Raw genomic sequence first — 23,048 nt, 5'->3', positions numbered from 1 at the left:
CAGCGTGAACACCATCGAACACTGGATCAACGGCACCGCGACGCCGGGCGGCTCGACGCGCACCGCGCCGGTCTACGACCCGGCGACCGGGCGGCAGCAGTCGGCCGTGCTGCTCGCCGAGTCCGCGGACGTGGACACCGCCGTCGCCGCCGCGAGCAAGGCTTTCGAGGCCTGGAGCGATTCGTCGCTGACCCAGCGCACCCGCGTCCTGTTCGCGTTCCGCGAGCTGCTGGTGAAGCACGAGGACGAGCTGGCGCGGATCATCTCGAGCGAACACGGCAAGGTGATCGACGACGCGCGCGGCGAAATCGTGCGCGGCCGCGAGGTCGTCGAATACGCCTGCGGCATCGCCGACGCGCTCAAGGGCAGCTTCTCCGACCAGGTCTCGCGCGGCGTCGACGTGCACGACTTCCGGCAGCCCCTGGGCGTGGTCGCCGGCATCACGCCGTTCAACTTCCCGATCATGGTGCCGCTCTGGATGCACCCGGTCGCGATCGCCACCGGCAACACCTTCGTGCTCAAGCCCAGCGAACGCGACCCGTCCGCGTCCAACCTGGTCGCGCAGCTCTACGCCGAGGCCGGGCTGCCCGACGGCGTGTTCAACGTCGTCCACGGCGACAAGGTGGCGGTCGACGCGATCCTCGACCACCCGGACATCGCCGCGGTGTCGTTCGTCGGCTCCACCCCGATCGCCAAGTACGTGCACGAGCGCGGCACCGCGACCGGCAAGCGCGTCCAGGCCCTCGGCGGCGCGAAGAACCACGCCGTCGTGCTGCCCGACGCCGACCTCGAATACGCCGCCAACCACCTCACCGCCGCCGCGTTCGGCTCCGCCGGGCAGCGGTGCATGGCGATCTCCGTCGCGGTCGCGGTCGGCGACGCGGGCGACCGGCTGATCGGGGTGCTGGAACGCAAGGCGAACGAGGTCAAGGTCGGCCCCGGATCGGACTCCTCGAGCGACATGGGCCCGGTTGTCACCGCCGCCGCCCGCGATCGCGTCGTCGCCGCGGTCGCCCGGGGCGCGGAGGAAGGCGCCACCGTCGTGGTCGACGGACGCGGCCGGTCCGTCGAAGGGTACGAGGAGGGCTTCTTCGTCGGACCGTCCCTTTTGGACCACGTGACGACCGAAATGCAGGCCTACCAAGAGGAAATCTTCGGCCCGGTGCTGGCCGTCGTCCGCGTGTCCACAGTGGACGAGGCGATCGCGCTGATCAACGCCAACCCGTACGGCAACGGCACCGCGATCTTCACCGGCAGCGGCGAGGCGGCGCGCCGCTTCCAGCGCGGGGTCAAGGTCGGCATGATCGGCGTCAACGTCCCGATCCCGGTCCCGATGTCGTACTACTCCTTCGGCGGCTGGAAAGACTCGCTCATCGGCGACAGCCCCATCCACGGCCCCGCGGGAGTCCGGTTCTACACCCGGGCGAAGGTCGTCACGACCCGGTGGCCGGAGACTGAGGCGCACGGGGCGGCGTTCAACTTCCCCACCGCCAACTGAATCCGGGCTGGGGCCCGCCCGGTCCTTCCGAGCGTGCCCCAGCCCTTCACCCGGCGAACCGGCCGACCGCGACGAACACGGCGAGCAGCAGCAGGAAAACGTTGACCGGCAACGGCGTTCGCTCGGCCCGGAGCACATGCACCCGCAACGCGAAGAGCTGCACGACAGCCAGGCCAGCCGCGGCGACCGGGGTGAGGATCGGCGCGATCCCGGTCAGCCACGGCAGCACCACGCCGAGCGCACCCAGGAGTTCGACCAGCCCGACCACCTTCACTCCGGCGTCCGACGAATCCTTCATCCAGTCCAGGCTGCCCGTCGCGATCAAGTGCTCTCGAGAGCGCACGACCTTGAGCCCGCCCGCGGCGAGGTACACCGCGGCAAGCAGTCCCTGGCCGATCCACAGTGCGATGTCCACTGGATACCCCCTCCTTGCGACCTGTGCGTAGCCTGATGATCTGCGCGCACGGGGGCGCCCGCAAAAGGCACACCGGTGTATGTGTCCAGGAACGGAGCCACGGATATGTCGGAGGTCACACCGAAGCCGGCCGTTCCGCCGCGAATCCGGGAGGGCGGCGCGGTCCGGGAGGTTCTGGACCGGATCGGCGACAAGTGGAGCATGCTCGTGGTCGGCACCCTGCGTGCCGGGCCGCGGCGGTTCGGCGAACTGGAACAAGCGATCGCCGGTGTTTCGCAGCGGATGCTGACGCTGACCCTGCGACGATTAGTCGAGGACGGACTGGTGGCGCGCACCGCCTTCGCCGAGGTGCCGCCTCGGGTCGAGTACGAACTCACTGACCTCGGCCGGACGCTGGTGCCGCTGGTGATGGCGCTGGCGGAGTGGGCGATGGCGCATCGCGAGGAGATCAACGCCCACCGATCCCGGCACCGCGCCGACACAGCGGACGGCCCGGGAGGCCACTGACCGCTTCCGGGCGGACGCTGGTGCCGCTGATGATGGCGCGCAGCGGCCGGAACGAGAGAATCGTTGCGAACCGACGTTCCGCCCCGGCCGCTGGCTTGCTCCTACACGGTCAAGGTCCGGGGTCGCGGTTCAGAGCGGACCCGGACCCCGTGATTACGCGCCGAAGTGCTTCTCAACCAACCCAGTCGCCTTCTCCCGCTGCCGCACCGAAATCTCCTCCGCCCGCTCCTCCCAGCCGAACACACACGACGACACCACCCCGTCGAACCCCACGTCGGCGAGGGCGCCGAACACCTCGTCGAAGTCCACCTCGCCGCGGCCGATCTCGGCGTGCTGGTGGACTCGGACGGTCGAGCCGGGCGGGTTCACGATGTAGCGCAGGCCGTTCGACGCCGTGTGGTCCAGCGTGTCGGCCAGGTGCACATAGGTGACCTTCTCCGCGGCCTCGGCGATGATGCCGGCCGCGTCGTTGCCCTGGTGGAACGTGTGCGGAGTGCAGTAGAGGAACGAAATCCACTCGCGGTTCAACCCGCGCACGAACCGCACGGCGGCATGGCCGTCCTCGATGAAGTCGTCCGGATGCGGTTCCAGCACCAGCTTCATGCCCTCGCGTTCGAACACCGGGATCAGCTCGTCCATCGAGCGCAGGAACTGGCTTTCGGCGAACTCGGCGGCCTCCGGACGGCCGTTGAACTCCGAATTCATAGTGTCGACGCCGAGATCGACCGCGATCTGGACGGCCCGCTTCCACGCCCGGACCGCCGCCTGCCGTTCCTCCTCCCCCGGACCGGACCAGCGCAGCACCGGCAGCACCGACGCGATGCCGACCCCGGCGTCCGCGGCGCGCTTGCGCAGTTTCGCCACCGTGGCGTCGTCCGCGCGCGGATGGGAGAAGAACGGGATGAAGTCGGCTTTCGGCGACAGCTCCATCCAGGAGTAGCCCGTCCGCGCGACGACGTCGGGCAGGTCGAGCACGGAATGGGTCGCGTAGAACATCTGCGGGTCGAGAGCGAGTTTCACGGTTTCCTCCGGAAATGGGACAGGGCGGCCGGGCACTGCTCCCGGCCGCCCTTCGGACAGATGCGTTCAGAGGCCGCGCGCGGCGGCGTGCAGGTTCTTCGCCGCCAGCGCGAGCCCTTCGGTCTGCGAGTACGCGGCGTCCTCGTGTTCGATGTTCACCGCGATCTCCGGGTCGACCTCGGCCAGCGCGCGCAGGAACCCGGTCCAGTAGGCCGCGTCGTGCCCGAGACCGACCGCGACGAACTTCCAGGCCGGGTCCTCCGGCCAGGCGGAGCACCAGTGGCCGATGCCGGTCGGGACCCGTCCCGGAGCACCGGCCGGCACCCGGGTGAACGACGTGTCGAGCACGCCGCGGACGTCGGCCCCGGGGCAGAGCGTCGCGTCCTTGGCCGCGGCGTGGAACACCAGCGGCCCGAGCCACCGGATGCACTCGACCACGTCCATGCCTTGCCACATCAGGTACGACGGGTCCATCTCCGCGCCGAGATTCGTCGCGCCGGTCTCGTCGACCAGCCGTTTCAGCGTCACCGGCGAGAAGGCCAGGTTGTGCGGATGCATTTCGATCGCGACCCGCACGCCGTTCTCCCGCGCCAGCGCGTCGATCTCGTTCCAGAACTCGGCCGCGACATCCCATTGGTAGTCCAGGACGTCCAGGTACACGCCGTCCCACGGGTTCACCACCCACGACGGGTACTTCGCGTCCGGATCGGACCCCGGGGTGCCAGACATGGTCACCACGTGCCGCACGCCGAGCTGCCCGGCCAGCCGGATGCTGCGACGGAGGTCCTCCGCGTGCTTCGGCCCGACGCCGGGCAGCGGGTTGAGCGGATTCCCGTTGCAGTTCAAAGCGGTCAGCTCCATGTCGCGCTCGGCGAACTCCGCCAGGTACTCGCGGCGCGCGGTGGCCGAGGACAACAGGAGGTCGACCGGGCAATGCGGGGCGGGCAGGAACCCGCCGCTGTTCACCTCCGCCGAGGTCAACCCGTTGGCCCGCAGCACGTCGAGCGCCTCGGCCAGCGTGTGGTCGTGCAGGCAGGCGGTGTAGGCGCCCAGCTTCACCGTGCGCCCTCCGCGTAGAATGCGGGCCGGTCCTTCATCGTCACGCCGACGACCCGGCCGCTCTTCAGCGCCTCCACGGTCGCATCGGAGATCACCGTCGCGGCGTAACCGTCCCAAGAGGACGGTCCGGTCGGCTCGCCGCCGGCGTCGAGCGTGTCGATCCATTCCTGGAACTCGACGTCGAACGCGGTGCCGAACCGTTCCTTCCAGTCCTGGGGCACGGCGACGCGGGTCGCGTCGCCGCTGCGGACGGCGAGCCGCGCCGGCTCCGGCAGCCGGGCCAGCCCGGTCTCCCCCACCGTCTCGCACTGGATGTCGTAGCCGTATTGGCAGTTGACGAACACCTCGAGGTCGATCCGCACCCCGGCGGCGGTTTCGAACAGCATGATCTGCGGGTCGCGCAGGTGCTCGAACCGCTTGGCGGTCGGCCGCGGCGTGATCACCTGCGCCGACACGATCTCGTCGGACAGCAGCCAGCGCAGCACGTCGATCTCGTGCACGGCGGTGTCCTGCGCGGCCATCTCGGAGTGGTAGCTCTCCGGGACGGTCGGGTTGCGATGCGCGCAGTGCACCATCAACGGGGTGCCGATCTCCCCGGCGTCCAGCACCCGCTTCAGCTCGCGGTACCCGGCGTCGTAGCGGCGCATGAAACCGACCTGGACGAGCCGTCGCCCATAGGCGATTTCCGCCTCCACGATGCGCAGGCAGTCCTCCGCCGTGGTGGCGAGCGGTTTCTCGCAGAACACCGGTTTCCCGGCGGCGATCGCGGCCAGCACGTGCTCGGCGTGCGTCGGCCCCCACGACGTGACCAGCACGGCGTCCACTTCGGACAGTCCGATCAGCTCGGCCCCGTCGGCCGCGGCCTGGGCGCCGACCGCCGCGGCGACCGTCGCGGCCCGCTCGGCGTCGAGGTCGGTCACCGCGGTCACCTCCGCCCCGTGCACCACCTCGGTCAGCCGGCGGACGTGGTCCTGGCCGATCATCCCGGCCCCGATCACTCCCACGCGTACGGTCACAGCGGGATCTCCTTTCTTCTCAGCGTTCAGCTGTTTTCACAGCCAGGACAGGCACTTCCGCGCCGAGCAGCAGCCGCTGCGCGACACTGCCGAGCACGAGTTTCCCCACCGGCGACCGGCGCTTCATGCCGATCACCAGCAGTTCGACTTCTCCCGCCCGCTCGTCGAGCAGGTCGAGCACGTGCTCGGCGATGTCCACTCCCGGGCGGCGTTCCAGGACCTCCGCCGCGCCGGGCACCTCCAACGGGCTCAGCCGCAGGTTGGCGACCAGCAGCTTCGTGCCGCGCAACCGGGCTTCGGCGATGCCCCGGGCGAGGGCGAGATCGCCCTCTTCGGAATCGGTCACGGCCGCGAGGACGGACATGGTCAGTTCTCCTTTCCGGCCGCGACCGGCTGGGACCGGTCGAATCGGCTGTGCAGCTCGACTTCGAGCGTCTCCAGCGAACGCCCGCGGGTTTCCGGGACGTACTTCGCCACGAACGTGATGGCGACGACGCCGAGCCCGACGAAGATGAAGAACGTCGTCGAGATGTGCAGCGCGGCGACCAGCATCGGGAACGTCAGGCCGATCGCGAAGTTCGTCAGCCACAGCACCAGTCCCGCGATGCCCATCCCGAACCCGCGCAGTTTCAGCGGGAAGATCTCCGAGAGCATCAGCCAGGTGACCGGGGAGATCGCGCCCTGCTGGAAGGCGAGGAACGTGACCGTCAGCACGAGCACGACGTACGCGCGGCCTTCCCCGGCGGGCAGCAGCAGCGAGAACACGCCGATCAGCAGCAGCGCGCCGGTGGTGCCGACCTGGCCCGCGATCAGCATCGGCCGCCGGTTCACCTTGCCCAGCAGGTAGATCCCGACGAACGTGGCGAGCACCGAGATCACGCCGTTGGCGATGTTCGCGGTCAGCGCGCTGTCCGCGGAGAACCCGGCGTCGGTGAGGATCTGCGTGCCGTAGTACATGATCGAGTTGACGCCGGTGATCTGCTGGACGATCGCGATCCCGATGCCGACGAGCACCAGCCGCCGGATCCACGGGGTCGCCAGGTCGCGCAGCCCGCCGGTCTGCGACTTCTTGTCCTCGATCGCCAGCTGCCGCACCTCGGCGAGTTCGGCCTCGGCCCGCCGCGCGGAGCGGACCTGCTGGAGCACGGCCAGCGCGTCGCCGAACCGGTCCTTCGAGGCCAGCCAACGCGGGCTTTCCGGCATCACCAGCATGCCGAACCACAGCACGACCGCGGGCAGCGTCGCGATGACGAGCATCCAGCGCCAGACCCCGCCGGTTTCCCCGAAGGAGTTGCCGATGATCGCGTTGAACGTGAAAGCGAGCAGCTGGCCGGAGACGATCATCAGCTCGTTCTGGGTGACCAGCCGCCCGCGCCGCTCGGCGGGCGAGACCTCGGCGAGGTACGTCGGCACGGTGACCGACGCGCCGCCGACGGCCAGGCCGAGGACGAACCGGCTGAGCACCATGATCGCCGTGGTCGGCGCGAGCGTGCAGCCGAGCGTGCCGATCAGGAAGATCACGGCCAGCATCAGGATGTTCCGGCGGCGGCCCCGCCGGTCCGACAGCCGCCCGCCGACCACCGCGCCGAGCGCGGCGCCCAGCAGCAGCGAACTCGTGACGAGTCCCTCGGTGAACGGCGACAAGCCGAGGTCGGTCTTCATGTACGGCAGGGCGCCGTTGATGACTCCGGTGTCGTAGCCGAAAAGCAGGCCGCCGAAGGTCGCGATCACGGTGACCAGCCGCAGCCGGCGGGAATGCGGTCCCTTTTCGTCGAGCGGCACGGCAGGCGGCGTCGTTGCCCGGACCTGATTCATGTGGGTGCTCCATTGCCCCGTGCGCCAGACCCCACTGGCGCGGATCAGTAAGTTCCCTGTGGTTCCCCGGAAAGCGTTCAGCCCAGACGCGGGCGGGTACTGCCGCTCAACCCCTGCGCGGCGAGATATTCGCGCGTGCGCACCGCGATCGGCAGCGGCACCTCCGCGGCGCACGGGTAGAGATCCTGTTCCACGATCACGAACAGCTCCGCGTCCAGTGTGGACAGTGCGTCGACGACCGAGGCGGGATCCGGCACCCCGGCGGGCGGTTCGACGCAGACGCCTCGCTTGACCGCCTCGCCGAACGACAGCCCTTCCGCGGCGACCTGCTCGAGCACGGCCGGGTCCATCTGCTTGATGTGCACGTACCCGACGCGCTCGCCGAACCGGCGGATCAGGTCGAGGTTGTCCCCGCCGCCGTAGGCGACGTGGCCGGTGTCGAGGCACAGGTTCGCGTACCGGGAATCGGTCTCGTTCAGGAACCGCTCGATCTCCGGCTGGGTCTGGATGTGGCTGTCCGCGTGCGGATGCAGCACCAGCCGGACGTCGTACTCCTCCAGCAGGATCCGGCCCAGTTCGTTCGCGCGGCCGCCGAGCGAGTTCCACTGCTCGGCCGTCAGCCGCGGGTCCTCGGTGTACGCGCCGGTCTTCTCGTCGCGGTACATCGGCGGGATGAAGACCAGGTGGTGCGCGGCCGCGGCGGCGGTCAGCGCGGCGACCCGGCGGGCGGTCGCGACCGTCTCCTCGAACGCCTCGGGACGGTGCAGCGCGCCGAACGTGGTGCCGCCGGAAACCCGCAGGCCCCGCGCGGCGGCCGCGTCGGCCAGCTCCCGCGGATCGGTGGGCAGATAGCCGTAGGGGCCCAGCTCGAACCAGCGGTAGCCGGCGCCGGCCAGCTCGTCGAGGAACCGGGTCCACGGGACCTGGTGCTCGTCCTCGGGGAACCAGATCCCCCAGGAGTCGGGTGCCGAACCCAGGCACAGGTTTCCGGCGGTGATACGGGACATCGTCGTCACGGCGGGTCCTCCCGGACTTCAGGGGAAAGGGACGGTCGTGGTCACCTAGTGCGCTCTACTAGCGCGCTCTAGTGGACTGAACTATGCTGGCTGTCACAGCGGGCTGTCAAGAGCCTGGAAGAATCCCGCCGGAACGCCGACGAGAGGAGGGACGCCGTGCCCGAGCAGCCGCCCGGCGAGGAAACGGCGGGCAAGCCGCGCCGTCCGACGATGGTCGACGTCGCCGCCAAAGCCGGCGTTTCCCGTGCGCTCGTGTCCCTGGTGTTCCGCAATCAGCCCGGCGCCAGCGAGGCCACCCGCCAGCGGGTGCTCGCCGCCGCGGACGAACTGGGCTACCGCCCGGACAACGCCGCCCGCCTGCTGGCCCGCGGCCGCAGCCGCACGCTCGGCGTGGTGCTGACCGTGCACCAGCCGTTCGACGCCGACCTCGTCGAAGGCATCTATCCGGAGGCCGAACGGCTCGGCTACGACGTCCTGCTGTCCGCGACCGCGCCCGGCCGCGACGAAAGCAAGGCGGTGGAAGCACTGCTGAGCCATCGCTGCGAATCGGTCATTCTGCTGGGCTCGCAGTCGGAGCAGGCGTATCTCGCCGAACTCGGCCGGCGCACGGTCGCCGTCTCGGTGGGCCGCCGCGTCCCGGGAGCGCATCTGGACAGCGTGCACACCGCGGACACGGTCGGCGTCCGCCAGGCCGTCGACCACCTGGCGGAGCTGGGCCACCGCGAGATCGTGCACGTCGACGGCGGAAAGGGCCCCGGAGCCCCGGACCGCCGCCGCGCCTACCGCGGCGCGATGCGCCGGCACAAGCTTCCCGCGCGCGTCCTCCCCGGCGCGTACTCCGAGGAAGCCGGAATGGCGGCGGCCCGGCAGCTGCTGAGCGAAGACCGGCTGCCGACGGCGGTGCTGGCGGGCAACGACCGATGCGCGGTGGGCCTCATGCACGCCTTCGCCACCGCGGGCCTGGACGTGCCGAAGGACATCTCCGTCGTCGGCTACGACGACAACCACCTGTCGCACCTGTCCTATATCGACCTCACGACGGTCCGCCAGGACGCGAACCGGATCGCGGAACAGGCGGTGCGGCAGGCAGTGGCCCGGCTGGAGGACGAAACCCTCGAACCGAGGGAGACGGTGCTGGACCCGAAACTCGTGGTCCGCGGGACGACGGGACCGCCAGCCGTCCGCTGACTCCGGACCCGGTCGTCAGCGGCTTCGGTTCGACCTGAACACCCCTGCCGGGAGGCGACTGTGCGAGCAACGTCGCCAAGTCCGGCTCCCCGGCTGGCTGCAGAGAGCCTATTTCCCGTTGTGCTGCTTGGTATACGCGGCCAGCAGGTCTTCCAGCCCGCGCACCATGAACCGGTAGTAGTCGCGCATGTCGGTCAGGCGCGCCCGCTGCGCGGTGTCGAAGGACGCGCCGCGCTCGTGGCCGCGTTCGGCTAGCTTCAGCAGCTCGGCGGTCTGGCCGAGCTGGTGCTGCAGGCAGCCGATCCACGCGTCGTCGCGCCAGCGGTAGACGAACTGGCGGCTGCCCGGTTCCTTGAACCGTTCGACGGTGCCGTTGACGATCAGGAGGCGCGTGGTCTCCGAGACCGAGCCCTTGCTGGCGTCGAGTCCCTCCTGCAACTGCGCCAGGGTGAGCGGCTTTTCGCTCAGCATGAGCAGGGCCGCGGCCCGGCCCGCCATCGGCGGCCATCCCATCGCGCGGCCGATGTGCACGCCGAAGTCCTCGACGAGCTCGTCCTCCTCGGCGGGCACGGCCACCTCCGTTCATTTTGAAGTGAACATTCATTCTTGACTGAACTCACCGGGTGGCGCACAGTTTAGTCCTTCGAGCGACTCCGGAGGACTCAATGGGTGCAGACGGCTGGGATCTGATCGTGGTCGGCGCGGGATCGGCGGGAGCCGCGCTCGCGGTCCGCTCCGCCGAGCAGGGCAAACGGGTGCTGCTGCTGGAAGCCGGCGCGGATTGCCGATCGGCGCGGACGCCCGAGGAATGGCGCTCGCCCAACCCCGCCGTCGCCCTGATGCACCCCACGGCCGCCGCCGGCATGGTGTGGGAGGGCCTCGACGCCACCCGTACCGAGAAACAGCCCGCGGCGCCCTACTGGCGCGGGCGCGGCACCGGCGGCAGCTCGGCGATCAACGGACAGATCGCCATCCGCCCGCCGATGGCCGACTTCACCGATTGGGCTCTGCCGGGCTGGTCGCCACAGGACGTGCTGCCCTACTTCGCCCGCCTCGAGGACGACGAGGAGTTCGGCGACGAGCCTTACCACGGGCGGGGCGGGCCGACGCCGATCCACCGCACGCCGCAGGACCGCTGGGGCGGCGTCGACGCGGCGCTCGCCCGGTCGGCACTCGCCGCCGGCCACCCGTGGGCCGCGGACGTCAACGCGCCCGGGGCGACCGGCGTCTCGCCCTACCCGATCAACTCCCGCGCCGGGCGCCGGGTTTCGGTCAACGACGGCTACCTCGAACCCGCCCGCGGCCGGGCGAACCTCGCGATTCACGGTGACGCCCTCGTGGACCGGGTGCTGTTCCGCTCCGGCCGGGCCGTGGGCGTCCGAGTGATCACCAGCGGCACCGCCGTCGACGAGTACGCGGACACTGTCGTGCTCAGCGCCGGCGCGATCCACTCCCCCGCGATCCTGCTCCGGTCCGGGATCGGTCCGGCCCGGCACCTGGCCTCACTCGGCATCGAGGTCCGCCAGGACCTCCCGGTCGGACACGGACTGCAGGACCACCCGATGGCGCTGATCTCGCTGCCGCTGACCGAAGCGGCGGCCGTCAAGTCCCCGCACGACCGCCACACCAACGTCTGCGTCCGCTGGACCAGCGAGACCGGCGAGTTCGCCGACGACCTGATGTTCGTCTCCCTCAACCAGAAGGTGCTCGCGATGGCCGCCGCCGACCCGGGTGTCCACAGTGGAGCGTTCGGCGTCTGGCTCAACCAGAACCACTCCCGCGGCGAGCTGACGCTGACGTCGGCGGATCCGACGGCCCAGCCGCAGGTCGCCGAGCGGATGCTCTCCGACGAACGCGACCTGACGAGGCTGCGCGAAGGCGTGCGGAAGCTGGCCGGACTAGCCCGCACCGCCGAAACCGCGCCCGCGTTGGCGTCCACTGCGGAGGGTGCGAACCCGGAGCTGTTCCGGGTCCTCGACAACGACGCCGAACTGGACGACTACCTCCTCGCGACCGTGGTCGACGCGCAGCACGGAACCAGCACGTGCCGGATGGGCGAGGTCGTCGACCCGGCGTGCCGGGTGCTCGGCGTGGACGGCCTGCGGGTCGTCGACGCGTCGGTCTTCCCGTCCGTCCCCCGCGCCAACACCAATCTCGCCACGATCATGCTCGGCGAGGCCATGGCCGACCGGCTCGGCTGAGGAGAAGCATGCAGACCCTGCGCAACCTGGTCGGCGGCCGATGGCGGGACTCCGCGAGCGAGGCCGTGCTCGACCTGGCCGACCCCGCGACCGAAGCGGTGATCGCCCGTTTCCCCGCCGGCTCGGCCGCCGACGTCGAGCTCGCCGTCGAGGCAGCGGCGCGAGCACAACCGGCGTGGGCCGCGCTGCCGGTGGCCGACCGCGTCGCCCGGATCCACCGCTGGGCCGACGTCATCGCCGAGCACGCCGCCGAACTCGCCGAGCTCGAACGCCGAGAGATGGGCAAGCCGGTCGCGATCGGACAGTCGTTCATCGACGCCGCGGTGGCCGGGCTCAAACATTCGGCGTCCGAGGCGTTGTCCTACGGCTTCGACACCACAGTGGACAGTCCCGGCGGGGGCCGCACGCGGATCGTGCGCAACCCGTTGGGCCCCACGGCGGTGATCACGCCGTGGAACTTCCCGGTACCGATGGTGCTCGGCGCGCTCGGCCCTCTTCTCGCCGCGAGCAACACCGTGGTCGTCAAGCCGTCCGAGCGGTCGCCGATGTCCACCGTGCGGCTGTTCGAACTGCTGACCGACCTGCCGGACGGCGCGCTGAACCTCGTCCTCGGCGACGCGCGCGCCGGGAAACCGCTGGCCGAACACGACCAGATCCAGCTCGTGCACTTCACCGGCTCCGTCGAAGCGGGCCGCCAGATCGGGGCAGCGACCGGGCGGCTGCTGCACCGGTCGGTCCTCGAACTCGGCGGCAAAGACCCCGTCGTGGTCGACGCCGGGGTCGATCCGGTGGCCACCGCCGCCGCGGTGGCGTTCGGCGCCTTCGTCAACACCGGCCAGATCTGCACCTCGATGGAGCGGATTTACGTGCACCGCGATCTCGCCGCCGCGTTCGTCGACGCACTGGTGGACGCCGCGCGGGCCTACCCGGTGCGGGACGTGCTGGGCCCGCTCGCCGACGAACGGCAGCGCGACATCGTCCGCCGCCACGTCGACGACGCCGTCGCCCGCGGCGCGAAGGTCCCCATCGGCGGGGTCGTGCCGGAAGGCCCGGGCTATTTTTACCCGGCGACCGTGCTGACCGGCGTGGACGAGTCGATGCTCGTCATGACGGAGGAGACGTTCGGGCCGATCGCCCCGGTCGTGACGGTGGACTCGTTCGAAGAAGGGATCGAGCGGGCCTCGCGGTCGCGATTCGGCCTGGCGGCGACGGTCTACACCCACGACCCCGCGCACATCGAGGCGGCCGCGCGCATCCCGGCCGGTGTCGTCTGGGTCAACCAATGGCAGGGCGGCGGCCCGGAGCGGCTGTACGAACCGGCGGGCGACAGCGGCATGGGAGCCACCGGTGCCCGTGCCGCCTACGACGCCGCCACGCGCCCGGCATCGATCCACCTCACCGCATGACGCAGCACCGGATTGTCCTTGGGCTGCCCGGAAAACCAGTCGCGAGAGAACGGAATTCCGCGGCACCGGCGGCGATCCGGCCGGTGCCGCGGGTCATCAGGCCTCTGCTGCGGCGGGCGGGGCAGACGGGCGGCGGACCAGCGAGCCGAGCGCGACGGCTCCCGGGCCGGTGAAGACGAGCAGCAGGAACGCCCAGCAGAACAAGGCGGAGGACTCGCCGTGGTTCTGCAGCGGGAGAAGCCCGTCGGGCTGGTGGACGACGAAGTAGGCGTAGGCCATGGAACCGGAGGCAAGGAACGCCGCGCTCCGGGTGAATACGCCTGCCGCGACGAGCAGCCCGCAGACCAGCTGGATCACCGCCGCGTACCAGGACGGCCAGGATCCGGCGGCGACGGTTCCACCGTTAGTGCCGACCGCTCCGCCGAAAACCCCGAAGAGCGAGGCGGCGCCGTGCGCGGCGAAAAGCAGGCCGATGACGAGGCGGAACAGGCCGATCGCGAAGGGAGCGGCCTTGTCGACGGTCGAACTGGGCTGGGGCATGGCTGCTACTCCTCGGGGAAAGTTAGGCAAGGCTCGCCTACCGTAAGGAGGTGCCGCAGAACCGTCCAGAGGCTGTGATGCGGGTCAAACCGGGACAGACCCGGCACTGGATCTTGGCCGGACGGTTCGCGAGGCCGTTCCGGATGCGCTGGCCTGCACGAACTCCGCACCGCGGGAGTCCAGAATGGAGCGGGGAATTTTCCGGACATCAGCCCCCGAATCACCCCGGCCGGGCAAGCCGACGGTTAAAACTTAGGACCGCCTCTGTTAGGGAAGGCTCAGCTGAGGTTACGGTCCTGGCGCTCCGCCCCCTTCGCAGAACCGGGAACTCCCATGTCTTCCGCTCAGATCGCCCTCCTCGGCGGCATCGCCGGGCTCACCATCTTCCTCGGCCTGCCGCTCGGCCGGCTCCGGACGCCGTTGCCCCGGATGAAAGCGCTGCTCAACGCCATCGCGACCGGAATCCTGATCTTCCTGCTCTGGGACGTGCTGGCGCACGCGTGGGAGCCGATCGACTCGGCGCTGTCGCACGACCACGCCGGTTCGGCAGCGGGGAACGGCGCGGTGCTCGCGGTCGCGCTGGGCATCGGACTGCTCGGCCTCGCCTATGTCGACGAATCCGCCGCGCGGCGCGAAAAAGCGGCGCGCTCGTTCGGTCCCGGAACCGCGGCGGCCGGCGAACTGAACGGGGCGACCGCGCGCGGGCCGGCGGGGCGGCTGGCGCTCACCATCGCGATCGGCATCGGGCTGCACAACTTCGCCGAAGGGCTCGCGATCGGCAACTCCGCCGCGGGCGGCGAGCTCAGCCTCGCGGTGCTGCTGGTGATCGGTTTCGGGCTGCACAACGCGACCGAGGGCTTCGGCATCGTCGCGCCGCTCACCGGCCAGCGGCCCTCCTGGGGCTATCTGGCCCTGCTCGGCCTGATCGGCGGCGGGCCCACGTTCCTCGGCACTCTGGTCGGCCAGAGCTTCGTCAACGACACCCTCTCCATCGCGTTCCTCGGGCTCGCAGCGGGCTCCATCCTGTACGTCGTCGTCGAATTGCTCGCGGTGGCACGGAAATCCGCGCTCAAGGTGATCACCACGTGGGGCCTGTTCGTCGGCCTGATCCTCGGCTTCGCCACCGACGCGATCGTCACCGCCGCCGGAGCCTGACCGGCCCGCGCGGAGCCAGCCGGCAGCGGGCGGGACATTCGGTTCCGGTCCGAGCCCACACAGGTTTCCGGGCGCTGCACCGGGAGGATCACCCGGTTCCGGAGTTGTCCGGCGGCAGGGTCGGCCGCGGATTGGCCTGCGCGCCCGGCACGTGGAGTGCGGCGAGGTTGTCCGCGGCGGGGTGCGCACGGCCTGCCGGGCCTTGTGCGTAGGCGTTCAGCAGGCGGTTGGTGATGGCCGCGATCGCCGCGTTCGCGGTGCGGTCGGCGTGGTCTTGGGGACAGCCGGGGTCCAGCGCGCAGATCCAGTATTGCGTGCCGGCCGAGAACACCGCCGCGCCGCTGGCGGTGGTGTAGTAGCTGGTGTCGGCGAAATCGGGGTGTCCCCCGCAGGTCACCGGCGAGTGGAAGAGCACCTGGATCGGCCGCGGGGTCGGGACGGACAGGTCGACCCGTTCGTATTCGTTGCCCACCAGGCCGGGGAACGTCTGTCCGTTGTGGACGATCCCGGCCAGCAGCCAGCTGGTGTCGTCGGCGGCGACGAGCGCGGCCTGGACCGGGTTGCAGTGGTAGTAATTGCCCAGCAGCACGCTTTCCGGACGCGGGAACGGCGGCGAACGCCATTCCGGCGTGGCTTCCCGCGGATCGCTCACGTGGTAGGGATCCTCGGCGAAGGATTTGTAGTCGATCTCGAGCCGGTCCGGGCCGAGCCCGGTCGGGGCGAACCGGATGTGCCGGTAGATTTCATTGCCGCCGAGGAAAGCCAGGTTCACGCCTTGGTCGCGGGCCGCGGTGACGTGCTGGCGCATCGCGGTGGACCAGTACTCGTCGTGGCCGAGGGTGACGACCGCGCGGGCGCCGTCGAGCAGATGCGGGTCGGCGTGCAGGTCGACGTCGGTGGCGTAGCCCAAGGGCAGGCCGCTCGCTTCGGCGAAACGCAGGAACGGCAGTTCGAAGTAGAGGAAATCTCCCGCGCCTTGCATGTCCGCGGCCTGGTACGGCCGGTCGAACGAGACCGCGCGGGAACGTTGCGCCTTTCGCCCGCTCGGCGAGTCGTAGAGGCTGTAGCCGCCCCACTGGTTGTACGCCTGCCACGTCGTGACCGCGTTCACCACCATGATTTTCCCCGCGTTCGAACGGCTGCGGACGGTGAGCGGCACGAATTGCTGCGCCCCGTTGTCACCGTCCAATCGCAGCAAGTAGTCCCCCGGCTGCCACCCGTCGGTCCGCACCTCGAGAGACGGCCGCCAAGGCGCCACGACCGTGCTGGTGGGCGCCTGGACGACCGGCCGGGCCTGCACGGATCCCGCCTCGCGCGGCGAAGTCCAGATCCGCAGGGCCGGCGAGCCGCGGTAGCCGCCCATGCGGAACGCCGTCGCCGTGTAGTGCGCCGCCGTGGTGCTGACGAACAAGTGCACGACCGTGCCCGGCAGTACGCTGGTGTGATCGGCGAAGCCTTCGATGGCGTGCTCGCGCCCCGGATGCGTGATCTCCCATCCCGGCGTGCCGTCCTGCGAGGCGAACCCCGGCGCGTTCCCCGGAGCGGGACCGGGAGCGGGCGACGGCGCCACCCGGTCCGGCGGGGCACTGCAGCCGGCAATCAGCAGCACCGAGGCCACGACGACCCAGAACGACGACTCTCTCCGCACGCGCACACCGGCAAGTGTCGGCCTCCTCACGCCGTTTCGCACTTCCGACACGCACAGCGGTCGCCGCGGCACGCAATGGTCACTCTTTTCCCTGCCGTGCGCGGACAATTCAGGGAAACTTCAGCTCGGATTCCGGGGGCCGCCGGAAAACCGTTCCCGGCCTTCGGGTTCTCAGTCTCCTCACAGCGAACGGTTCATAGCCTGCCCCGGCAATTGACCCCGGAGCGTCCGAACCAGGAGAAGGCTGTCATGACCCCGCATGCGGTGAAGCACGCCGCGGGAAGCGGTCCAGTCCGTTCGCCGGCAGTGCCGTGCCCGGCCGCCGGGGCCTGATCGCCTTGACGGGCCTCGGCGCGCTCGCCGGCGGCGCCGCCCGGTCTTCCGCGCGGTTCCGGACCCGAGACGGACGCACGTTCCACCGGCCGCGGAGAAATGTCCGAACTGCCCGGCGAAATCGCCGGAAAGGCGAGGATATGCGCGCGCGGTCGGCACATGCGGCAGTACCGGAATTCGATTCGGGACTGCCGCGGGCCAGGACAGAAAATGTGCCGGAATGCGCCTCGGCGGACAACTCGCCTGCGGTGCGCATCGATGACGGCACCGCGGTGCGGATCGAAGATCCGGCCCCAGGCGCAATGCCGCGCCCGTCCGCGAATTCCCCTATCGCAGAACGGATAGCCAGTTGAGCGAGGATTTGTCGATTTCCGTCGAGGACACCGCGCGCCTCGGCACGGTGCCGCTCCGGGCGAGGCAGCCGGTGCGGCTGCACGAATTCTTCGAACGCGCCTGTGACGAAACCCCGGACTCCGTCGCACTGGAATGCGGCCCAGACCGGCTCACCTACCGCCAGCTCGACGAGCGCGCCAACCGCATGGCCCACGTCCTGCTGCGCCGGGGAGTCCGGCCGGGCCAGCGAGTGGGCATCCTGGTGCCGCGCTCGGTGCCGATGTACCTGACGCTGCTCGCGGTGCTGAAAACCGGCGCGACGTTCGTCCCGATCGATCCGGCCGCGCCCGCCGACCGGGTCCGCTACGTCGCCGAAGACGCGGCGCTGGACCTGCTCGTCGTCAGCGCCGGGCTGGAGGCCGCCACCGCCGGCGTCCGCTGCCCGATGCTGCGCCCCGAGCAACTGGCCGCCGAAATGGGCCACGCGAGCCCGGCCCGGCCGCGCCTGCCGCCGCCCGGGGCCGAACCGTGCTACGTCATCTACACGTCCGGCTCCACCGGGCGGCCCAAGGGCGTCGCGGTCGGCCACGCGAGCATCTGCAACTTCATCGAAGTGGTCGCGGGCATCTACGGCGTCCGGCGCACCGACCGGGTTTACCAGGGCATGACCATCGCCTTCGACTTTTCGGTCGAGGAGGTCTGGCCCACCTGGGCGGCGGGGGCGACGCTCGTCGCCGGGCCGACCGGGGCCGACCGCATCGGCTCCGGCCTGGCCCGCTTCCTGCGGGACCAGCGCGTCACCATCCTGTACTGCGTGCCGACGGTGCTCGCGACCATCGACTGCGATCTTCCCGGCATCCGCACCCTTCTGGTCGGCGGCGAGGCGTGCCCGGCCGAACTGGTCCAGCGCTGGAGCCGGCCGGGTCGGCGGATGCTCAACACCTACGGCCCGACCGAAGCCACCGTGACCGCGACCTGGTGCCAGCTGTTGCCCGGGCGGCCGGTGACGATCGGCCGCGCCCTGCCGACCTACCGGATCGTCCTGCTGAACGAACGGCTGGAGCCGGTCGCGGACGGAGCCGTCGGCGAGATCTGCATCGGCGGGCCCGGCGTCGCGCTCGGCTATCTGAACCGGCCGGAACTGACCGCCGAGCGTTTCCTCGACGACCCGCGGATCACCGGCGGCGGACGGCTCTACCGCACCGGGGACCTCGGCCGGGTGCTCCCCGGCGGCGAGATCGAATACCTCGGGCGGGCCGACAGCGAGGTCAAGATCCGCGGCCACCGGATCGACCTGCAGGAAATCGAGAGCATCCTGCTCGAAGACCCGCAGGTAGCCGGCGCGGCCGTCGCGCCGCACCCGGACGCCCCCACCGAAGACCTGGTGGCGTACCTGACGTTCACCCGCGGTGCGCGCGACCGCCAGGCCGTCATCGGGCGGCTGCACGGAGTCCTGCGGCAGCGGCTGACCGCGGCGATGATCCCCGGTTACGTGGAAACGCTCGACGAACTCCCGATGATGCCCAGCGGCAAGGTCGACCGCGGCCGGCTCCCCCGCCCGTCCGGCGCCCGGTTCCGCTCCGGCGCCACCGCCGCGGTGGCCCCGGCGACCCCGGCGGAACGCGCCCTCGTCGCGGTCTGGGCCGAATTGTTCGGCACGCCCGCGGCCGAGGTGTCGGTGACCGCCGATTTCTTCGATCTCGGCGGGCATTCGCTGCTGGCCGCCCGTGCCGTCTCGATCCTGCGGGAACGCGGCGTGGCGCCCGAGGTGTCCGTCGCCGACGTCTACGCCCACCCCACCATCCGTGCCCTGGCCGCCACTCTGGCGGAACGGGCGCCCGCGCACCGGCGCCCGAGCCAGTCCCGGCCGCGGAGCACCAGCACGGGACGCTTGTTCGGCTGGGGCACGGCGCAACTCGGTGCGATCTCGGTGTTCCTCCTTCTTCTCGGCGCGCCGGTCGCGGTGATCCTCGGCCAGTCCGCCGGAGTGCTCTCTTTGGGCTCGGTATGGGCATTGGTCGCGGTCGCGCCGGTGGCGTACGTCGTCGCGCGGTTCCTGCTCCCCGTCGTCGGAGTACGCCTCCTGTCCCGCCGGGTGGCGCCCGGCGAGTATCCATTGTGGAGCGCCGCGTACTTCCGGGTGTGGCTCACGCAAGGCCTGCTCGCACTCGCCCCGCTGGGCACGATGAGCGGATCGCCGTTGCTGCCGTGGTACTTGCGCCTGCTCGGGGCCCGGGTGGGGCGCCGCTGCCAGCTCGCGAGCGCGAACCTGTCGCTGCCGTCGCTGCTGACCATCGGCGACGACGTCAGCGTCGGGTACGGCGCACGCGTGCAAGCCTTTCACGTCAAGCACAACCGGGTGCACATCGCGCCGGTCGCGCTGGGCGCGCAGTCCTTCGTCGGCGCGAACGCGGTCGTCGAACCCGGCGCGGAGCTCGGCGCCGGGGCGGGGCTCGCGGAAATGTCGGCGGCGGCCGCCGGACAGCGGATCCCGGCCGGGCAGTACTGGTCCGGTTCCCCGTCGCGGCAGTGCGCGCACGTCGACCCGCTCATCGCCGCGCTGCGCGCACGGCCGAGCCGCGACCACTCTCGTCCGATGCGGGCCGGCTATCTCGCGGCGTGGCTGTTCGTCGAATTGCTGCCGCTGATCTTCCTCGCCCCGTCCATCGCGCTCGGCAGCTGGATGTACCTGACCTACGGCGCCGCCGGCGGCTGGCTCGCGTGCCTCGCCGCCGGGCCGGTTTCCGTTGCCACCACCTGCCTGGTGGTGTTCCTCGGCAAGCGGCTGGTCCTGCCGGTCACCCCGCGCGGCATCCACCCGGTGGCCTCGCCGTTCGGCTTGCGCAAGTGGATCGCGGACAAACTCCTGCAGGCGAGCCTGGCCGCGACGAACTCGCTCTACTCGACGCTGTACACCCCGGGCTGGCTGCGGAGCCTCGGCGCCCGCATCGGGCCGCGGTCCGAGGTCTCCACCGCGTCCCACCTCGACCCGGGCCTGCTGACCCTCGGCGCGGAAAGCTTCGTCGCCGACATGGCCGCCGTCGGCGGCGCCACCTACTGCCACGGACAGGTTGCGCTCGGCCCCACCACCGTCGGACGTCGTTCCTTCATCGGCAACGCCGCGTTCCTCCGGTCCGGCACCACTGTCGGCGACGGCTGCCTGATCGGCGTGCACACCAGCGCGCCGAACGACGGCATCCCGAACGGCACCTCCTGGCTCGGCACCCCGCCGATCCGCCTGCCCCGCCGCCAGGACAGCGGCGAATACTCCGACGAACTCACCTTCCGCCCGAGCAGGCTTCGCGTGTTCGAGCGGTTCGTGATCGAGTTCTTCCGCATCGTCGTGCCCGGCAGCATGCTGGCCGCCGGCGGCTATCTCGTCCTGCTCCTGCAGCTGTGGACGGCCCAGAACGCCGGTCCGCTCGCGACCGTCCTGGCGACTCCGCTGTCCGCGCTGCTCGGCGGGCTCGCGGTGGTGCTCGCGGTGGCCGCGGTCAAGTGGGTCGTCGTCGGGCGTTACCGGCCGCGCGTCGAACCCCTGTGGAGCCGGTTCGTGCGGCGCACCGAATTCGTCACCGCGCTGTACGAGACCGCCGCCGTGCCCGCGCTGCTCGGCGCGCTGAGCGGAACCCCGCTGCTGGGACCGGCACTGCGCCTCTTCGGGGCCAAAATCGGGAAACGCTGCTGGATTTCGACCACGTTCCTGACCGAATTCGACCTCGTCCGGCTCGGCGACGACACCTGCGTCGGCGCCGCCACCTCGCTGCAGACGCATCTCTTCGAGGACCGGGTGATGAAAATGTCCGCCATCGACGTGCGGACCGGCGCGAGCATCGGCGCGCGCTCGGTCGTCCTTTACGACAGCGCCGTCGGCGACGGCGCCACCGTCGAGGCCATGTCGCTCGTCATGAAAGGCGAGCACCTCCCCGCGGAGACGGCTTGGCAGGGAATCCCGGCGCGCGGAATCCAGCGGCAGCCTCGGCTCGTGTCCGACCCGCGGCAGGAGGCGAGGCAGGTCCGTGCCCGCTGATCCCGCGCCGCCGCGAAACGCCCGAACGCACCCGGGGAAAATGTCTCATTCCTCCGCATCGAATCCCTTTCCCGCACCAGCGCGACACCCAGAATTGGCGAGCCGTGCGCCGTGCCGGTTGCGCTCCGGACATCTGGCGTTCATGTGCGGCAGTGAGGGTTTCGCGCCGTAGACATCGGTTGACAGGTACGGCAAAACAGCTGGTAGTGCCCGGTCGGACGCGAGGAGTAAGCACCGTGGAAATGTCCAAGATCACCCGGGTGGCGGGCGGTGTCGCGGCGACGGCGGCGCTGACTGTCGCGGCGGCAATGGCCCCCGGGACGGCCGGCTCCGCGACGCCATCAGGCACCGCGACGCCGATCAAGCACGTGGTCGTGATCTACCAGGAGAATGTGTCGTTCGACCATTACTTCGGCACTTATCCCAACGCAGCGAACACCGACGGGCAGCGTTTCCAGGCGAATCCGAAAACGCCCAAGGTCAACGGGTTGACGCCGCAGCTGCTGACCCGCAACCCGAATTCGTCCAACCCGCGCCGGCTCGGCCCGGCGCAGGCGCTGACCTGCGACCAGGACCACGAGTACAAGGACGAGCAGGCCGCGTACGACAACTACAAGATGGACAAGTTCATCGAAACCGTCGGCAACGGCGACCCGGGCTGCGAGAAGCGCCAGGTGATGGACTACTACGACGGCAACACCGTCACCGCGATGTGGAACTACGCGCAGCACTTCGCGATGAGCGACAACTCCTACGGCACCACGTTCGGCCCGTCCACGCCGGGCGCGGTCAACCTGGTCTCGGGCCAGACGCACGGCGTGACGGCGCAGCGGATGCCGGGCGGCAAGCCCTTCCCCGAGGGCGAGACCATCGCGAACACGATCGTCGGCGACCCGCAGCCGCTCGGCGACGACTGCAGTTCGCGCGACCAGGTCCGCCTCTCCGGCCGCAACGTCGGCGATCTGCTGAACGAGAAGAACGTCACCTGGGGCTGGTTCGAAGGCGGCTTCAAGCCGGCGCAGCGCAAGGCCGACGGCACCGCGGTGTGCACGGTCACGCAGCCGGACGGCTCGATGCTGGGCGGCCACCCGGTCGGCGCGGCGCTGGGCAACACCGGCCAGAAGGGCTGGAAGGGCGACTACATCCCGCACCACGAGCCGTTCCAGTACTACCCGTCCACCGCGAACCCGCACCACCTGCCGCCGAGCTCGCCCGCGATGATCGGCCGGACCGACCAGGCCAACCACCAGTACGACCTGACCGACTTCTGGGCGGGCGCGAACAGCGGCCACCTGCCCGCGGTGAGCTTCCTCAAGGCCGCCGGATACCAGGACGGCCACGCCGGCTACTCGGACCCGATCGACGAGCAGCAGTTCGTCGCCGACACGATCAACCGGCTGCAGAAGCTGCCCGAATGGCGCGACACCGCCGTCGTCCTCGCCTACGACGACTCCGATGGCTGGTACGACCACCAGGCCGGACCCCTGGTGAACCAGTCGCAGAGCGCGGAGGACACCCTCACCGGCGCCGGCCAGTGCGGGCACGACCCGGCCAAGGTCATGGGCGGCTACGAGGGCCGCTGCGGCTACGGGCCGCGGCTGCCGCTGCTGGTCATCTCCCCCTGGGCCAACCGCAACCACGTCGACCACGCGGTGACCGACCAGACGTCGGTGCTGAAGTTCGTCGAGGACAACTGGAGCCTCGGCCGGATCGGCGACTCGTCCTTCGACGCGCGAGCGGGCAGCCTCGACGGGCTGTTCAATTTCAAGGCCCCGTCGGCGGGCCGGCTGTTCCTCGACCCGAAGACCGGCCAGCGCATCGACGACTGACCCGGCCACCGCATCCGAAGCCGGGAACGACAAAACCAG

At 70.5% G+C, this 23,048-nt stretch carries 18 protein-coding genes; 8 read left to right on the top strand and 10 right to left on the bottom strand.

The window, feature by feature from the left end; genetic code table 11:
* Positions 1 to 4: 4 nt before the first annotated feature.
* Positions 5 to 1,498 carry a CoA-acylating methylmalonate-semialdehyde dehydrogenase gene (locus tag H5411_RS15840; protein WP_101433690.1) on the top strand — a complete coding sequence of 498 codons (1,494 nt, stop codon included), beginning with the start codon at positions 5 to 7 and terminating at the stop codon, positions 1,496 to 1,498.
* A 46-nt stretch (positions 1,499 to 1,544) separates the two neighbouring features.
* On the opposite strand, the gene H5411_RS15835 is transcribed toward H5411_RS15840, so the two are convergent.
* Positions 1,545 to 1,913 (bottom strand): DoxX family protein, encoded by a 369-nt coding sequence (locus H5411_RS15835; RefSeq protein WP_101433691.1) that lies wholly within the window; start codon positions 1,911 to 1,913, stop codon positions 1,545 to 1,547.
* A 105-nt stretch (positions 1,914 to 2,018) separates the two neighbouring features.
* Here H5411_RS15835 and H5411_RS15830 point away from each other — a divergent pair, with 105 nt between their 5' ends.
* On the top strand, positions 2,019 to 2,420 hold the full coding sequence (locus H5411_RS15830) for a winged helix-turn-helix transcriptional regulator (RefSeq protein ID WP_183124257.1): 402 nt from the start codon (positions 2,019 to 2,021) through the stop codon (positions 2,418 to 2,420).
* Positions 2,421 to 2,573: 153 nt separating this feature from the next.
* Here the strand turns inward: H5411_RS15830 and H5411_RS15825 are convergent, their stop codons facing one another.
* The 6 genes from H5411_RS15825 to H5411_RS15800 form a co-directional block, all read right to left on the bottom strand.
* A complete protein-coding gene (locus H5411_RS15825; RefSeq protein ID WP_183124256.1) occupies positions 2,574 to 3,440 on the bottom strand; it encodes a sugar phosphate isomerase/epimerase family protein in 867 nt (288 codons plus the stop codon).
* Positions 3,441 to 3,506: 66 nt separating this feature from the next.
* Entirely contained in the window at positions 3,507 to 4,499 is a 993-nt protein-coding gene (locus tag H5411_RS15820) for a sugar phosphate isomerase/epimerase family protein (RefSeq protein WP_183124255.1), read from the bottom strand.
* Entirely contained in the window at positions 4,496 to 5,515 is a 1,020-nt protein-coding gene (locus H5411_RS15815) for a Gfo/Idh/MocA family oxidoreductase (RefSeq protein ID WP_183124254.1), read from the bottom strand. Before H5411_RS15815 ends, H5411_RS15820 begins: the two co-directional genes overlap by 4 nt.
* A gap of 19 nt (positions 5,516 to 5,534) precedes the next feature.
* On the bottom strand, positions 5,535 to 5,879 hold the full coding sequence (locus tag H5411_RS15810) for a universal stress protein (RefSeq protein WP_183124253.1): 345 nt from the start codon (positions 5,877 to 5,879) through the stop codon (positions 5,535 to 5,537).
* A gap of 2 nt (positions 5,880 to 5,881) precedes the next feature.
* On the bottom strand, positions 5,882 to 7,330 hold the full coding sequence (locus H5411_RS15805) for a sugar porter family MFS transporter (RefSeq protein ID WP_183124252.1): 1,449 nt from the start codon (positions 7,328 to 7,330) through the stop codon (positions 5,882 to 5,884).
* Between the two features lie 77 nt (positions 7,331 to 7,407).
* On the bottom strand, positions 7,408 to 8,337 hold the full coding sequence (locus H5411_RS15800) for a TIM barrel protein (RefSeq protein WP_183124268.1): 930 nt from the start codon (positions 8,335 to 8,337) through the stop codon (positions 7,408 to 7,410).
* A gap of 165 nt (positions 8,338 to 8,502) precedes the next feature.
* On the opposite strand from H5411_RS15800, the gene H5411_RS15795 reads away from it, so the two are divergent.
* A complete protein-coding gene (locus H5411_RS15795) occupies positions 8,503 to 9,534 on the top strand; it encodes a LacI family DNA-binding transcriptional regulator (RefSeq protein ID WP_312878313.1) in 1,032 nt (343 codons plus the stop codon).
* A 108-nt stretch (positions 9,535 to 9,642) separates the two neighbouring features.
* Here H5411_RS15795 and H5411_RS15790 read toward each other — a convergent pair whose 3' ends face one another.
* Complete coding sequence (locus tag H5411_RS15790; protein ID WP_312878312.1) at positions 9,643 to 10,104, bottom strand: GbsR/MarR family transcriptional regulator; 462 nt, start codon at positions 10,102 to 10,104, stop codon at positions 9,643 to 9,645.
* 95 nt (positions 10,105 to 10,199) lie between these two features.
* Here H5411_RS15790 and H5411_RS15785 point away from each other — a divergent pair, with 95 nt between their 5' ends.
* Together H5411_RS15785 and H5411_RS15780 are read left to right on the top strand one after the other, a co-directional pair.
* Positions 10,200 to 11,735 carry a GMC family oxidoreductase gene (locus tag H5411_RS15785; protein WP_183124250.1) on the top strand — a complete coding sequence of 512 codons (1,536 nt, stop codon included), beginning with the start codon at positions 10,200 to 10,202 and terminating at the stop codon, positions 11,733 to 11,735.
* An 8-nt stretch (positions 11,736 to 11,743) separates the two neighbouring features.
* A complete protein-coding gene (locus H5411_RS15780) occupies positions 11,744 to 13,141 on the top strand; it encodes an aldehyde dehydrogenase family protein (RefSeq protein ID WP_183124249.1) in 1,398 nt (465 codons plus the stop codon).
* A gap of 96 nt (positions 13,142 to 13,237) precedes the next feature.
* On the opposite strand, the gene H5411_RS15775 is transcribed toward H5411_RS15780, so the two are convergent.
* Positions 13,238 to 13,681 carry a DoxX family protein gene (locus H5411_RS15775; protein ID WP_183124248.1) on the bottom strand — a complete coding sequence of 148 codons (444 nt, stop codon included), beginning with the start codon at positions 13,679 to 13,681 and terminating at the stop codon, positions 13,238 to 13,240.
* 333 nt (positions 13,682 to 14,014) lie between these two features.
* On the opposite strand from H5411_RS15775, the gene H5411_RS15770 reads away from it, so the two are divergent.
* Positions 14,015 to 14,836 (top strand): ZIP family metal transporter, encoded by an 822-nt coding sequence (locus H5411_RS15770; RefSeq protein ID WP_183124247.1) that lies wholly within the window; start codon positions 14,015 to 14,017, stop codon positions 14,834 to 14,836.
* Between the two features lie 88 nt (positions 14,837 to 14,924).
* Here H5411_RS15770 and H5411_RS15765 read toward each other — a convergent pair whose 3' ends face one another.
* Positions 14,925 to 16,490 (bottom strand): N,N-dimethylformamidase beta subunit family domain-containing protein, encoded by a 1,566-nt coding sequence (locus tag H5411_RS15765; RefSeq protein ID WP_312878311.1) that lies wholly within the window; start codon positions 16,488 to 16,490, stop codon positions 14,925 to 14,927.
* 676 nt (positions 16,491 to 17,166) lie between these two features.
* Here H5411_RS15765 and H5411_RS15760 point away from each other — a divergent pair.
* Together H5411_RS15760 and H5411_RS15755 are read left to right on the top strand one after the other, a co-directional pair.
* Positions 17,167 to 21,180 carry a Pls/PosA family non-ribosomal peptide synthetase gene (locus tag H5411_RS15760; protein ID WP_183124246.1) on the top strand — a complete coding sequence of 1,338 codons (4,014 nt, stop codon included), beginning with the start codon at positions 17,167 to 17,169 and terminating at the stop codon, positions 21,178 to 21,180.
* A gap of 242 nt (positions 21,181 to 21,422) precedes the next feature.
* Positions 21,423 to 23,009: a phospholipase C gene (locus tag H5411_RS15755; protein WP_183124245.1), complete on the top strand. Its 1,587-nt coding sequence runs from the start codon at positions 21,423 to 21,425 to the stop codon at positions 23,007 to 23,009.
* Positions 23,010 to 23,048 lie beyond the last annotated feature (39 nt).

The sequence above is a fragment of the Amycolatopsis echigonensis genome (assembly GCF_014174495.1).
GTDB lineage: Bacteria > Actinomycetota > Actinomycetes > Mycobacteriales > Pseudonocardiaceae > Amycolatopsis > Amycolatopsis echigonensis.
This window is presented reverse-complemented; position numbering and strand designations above follow the sequence as displayed.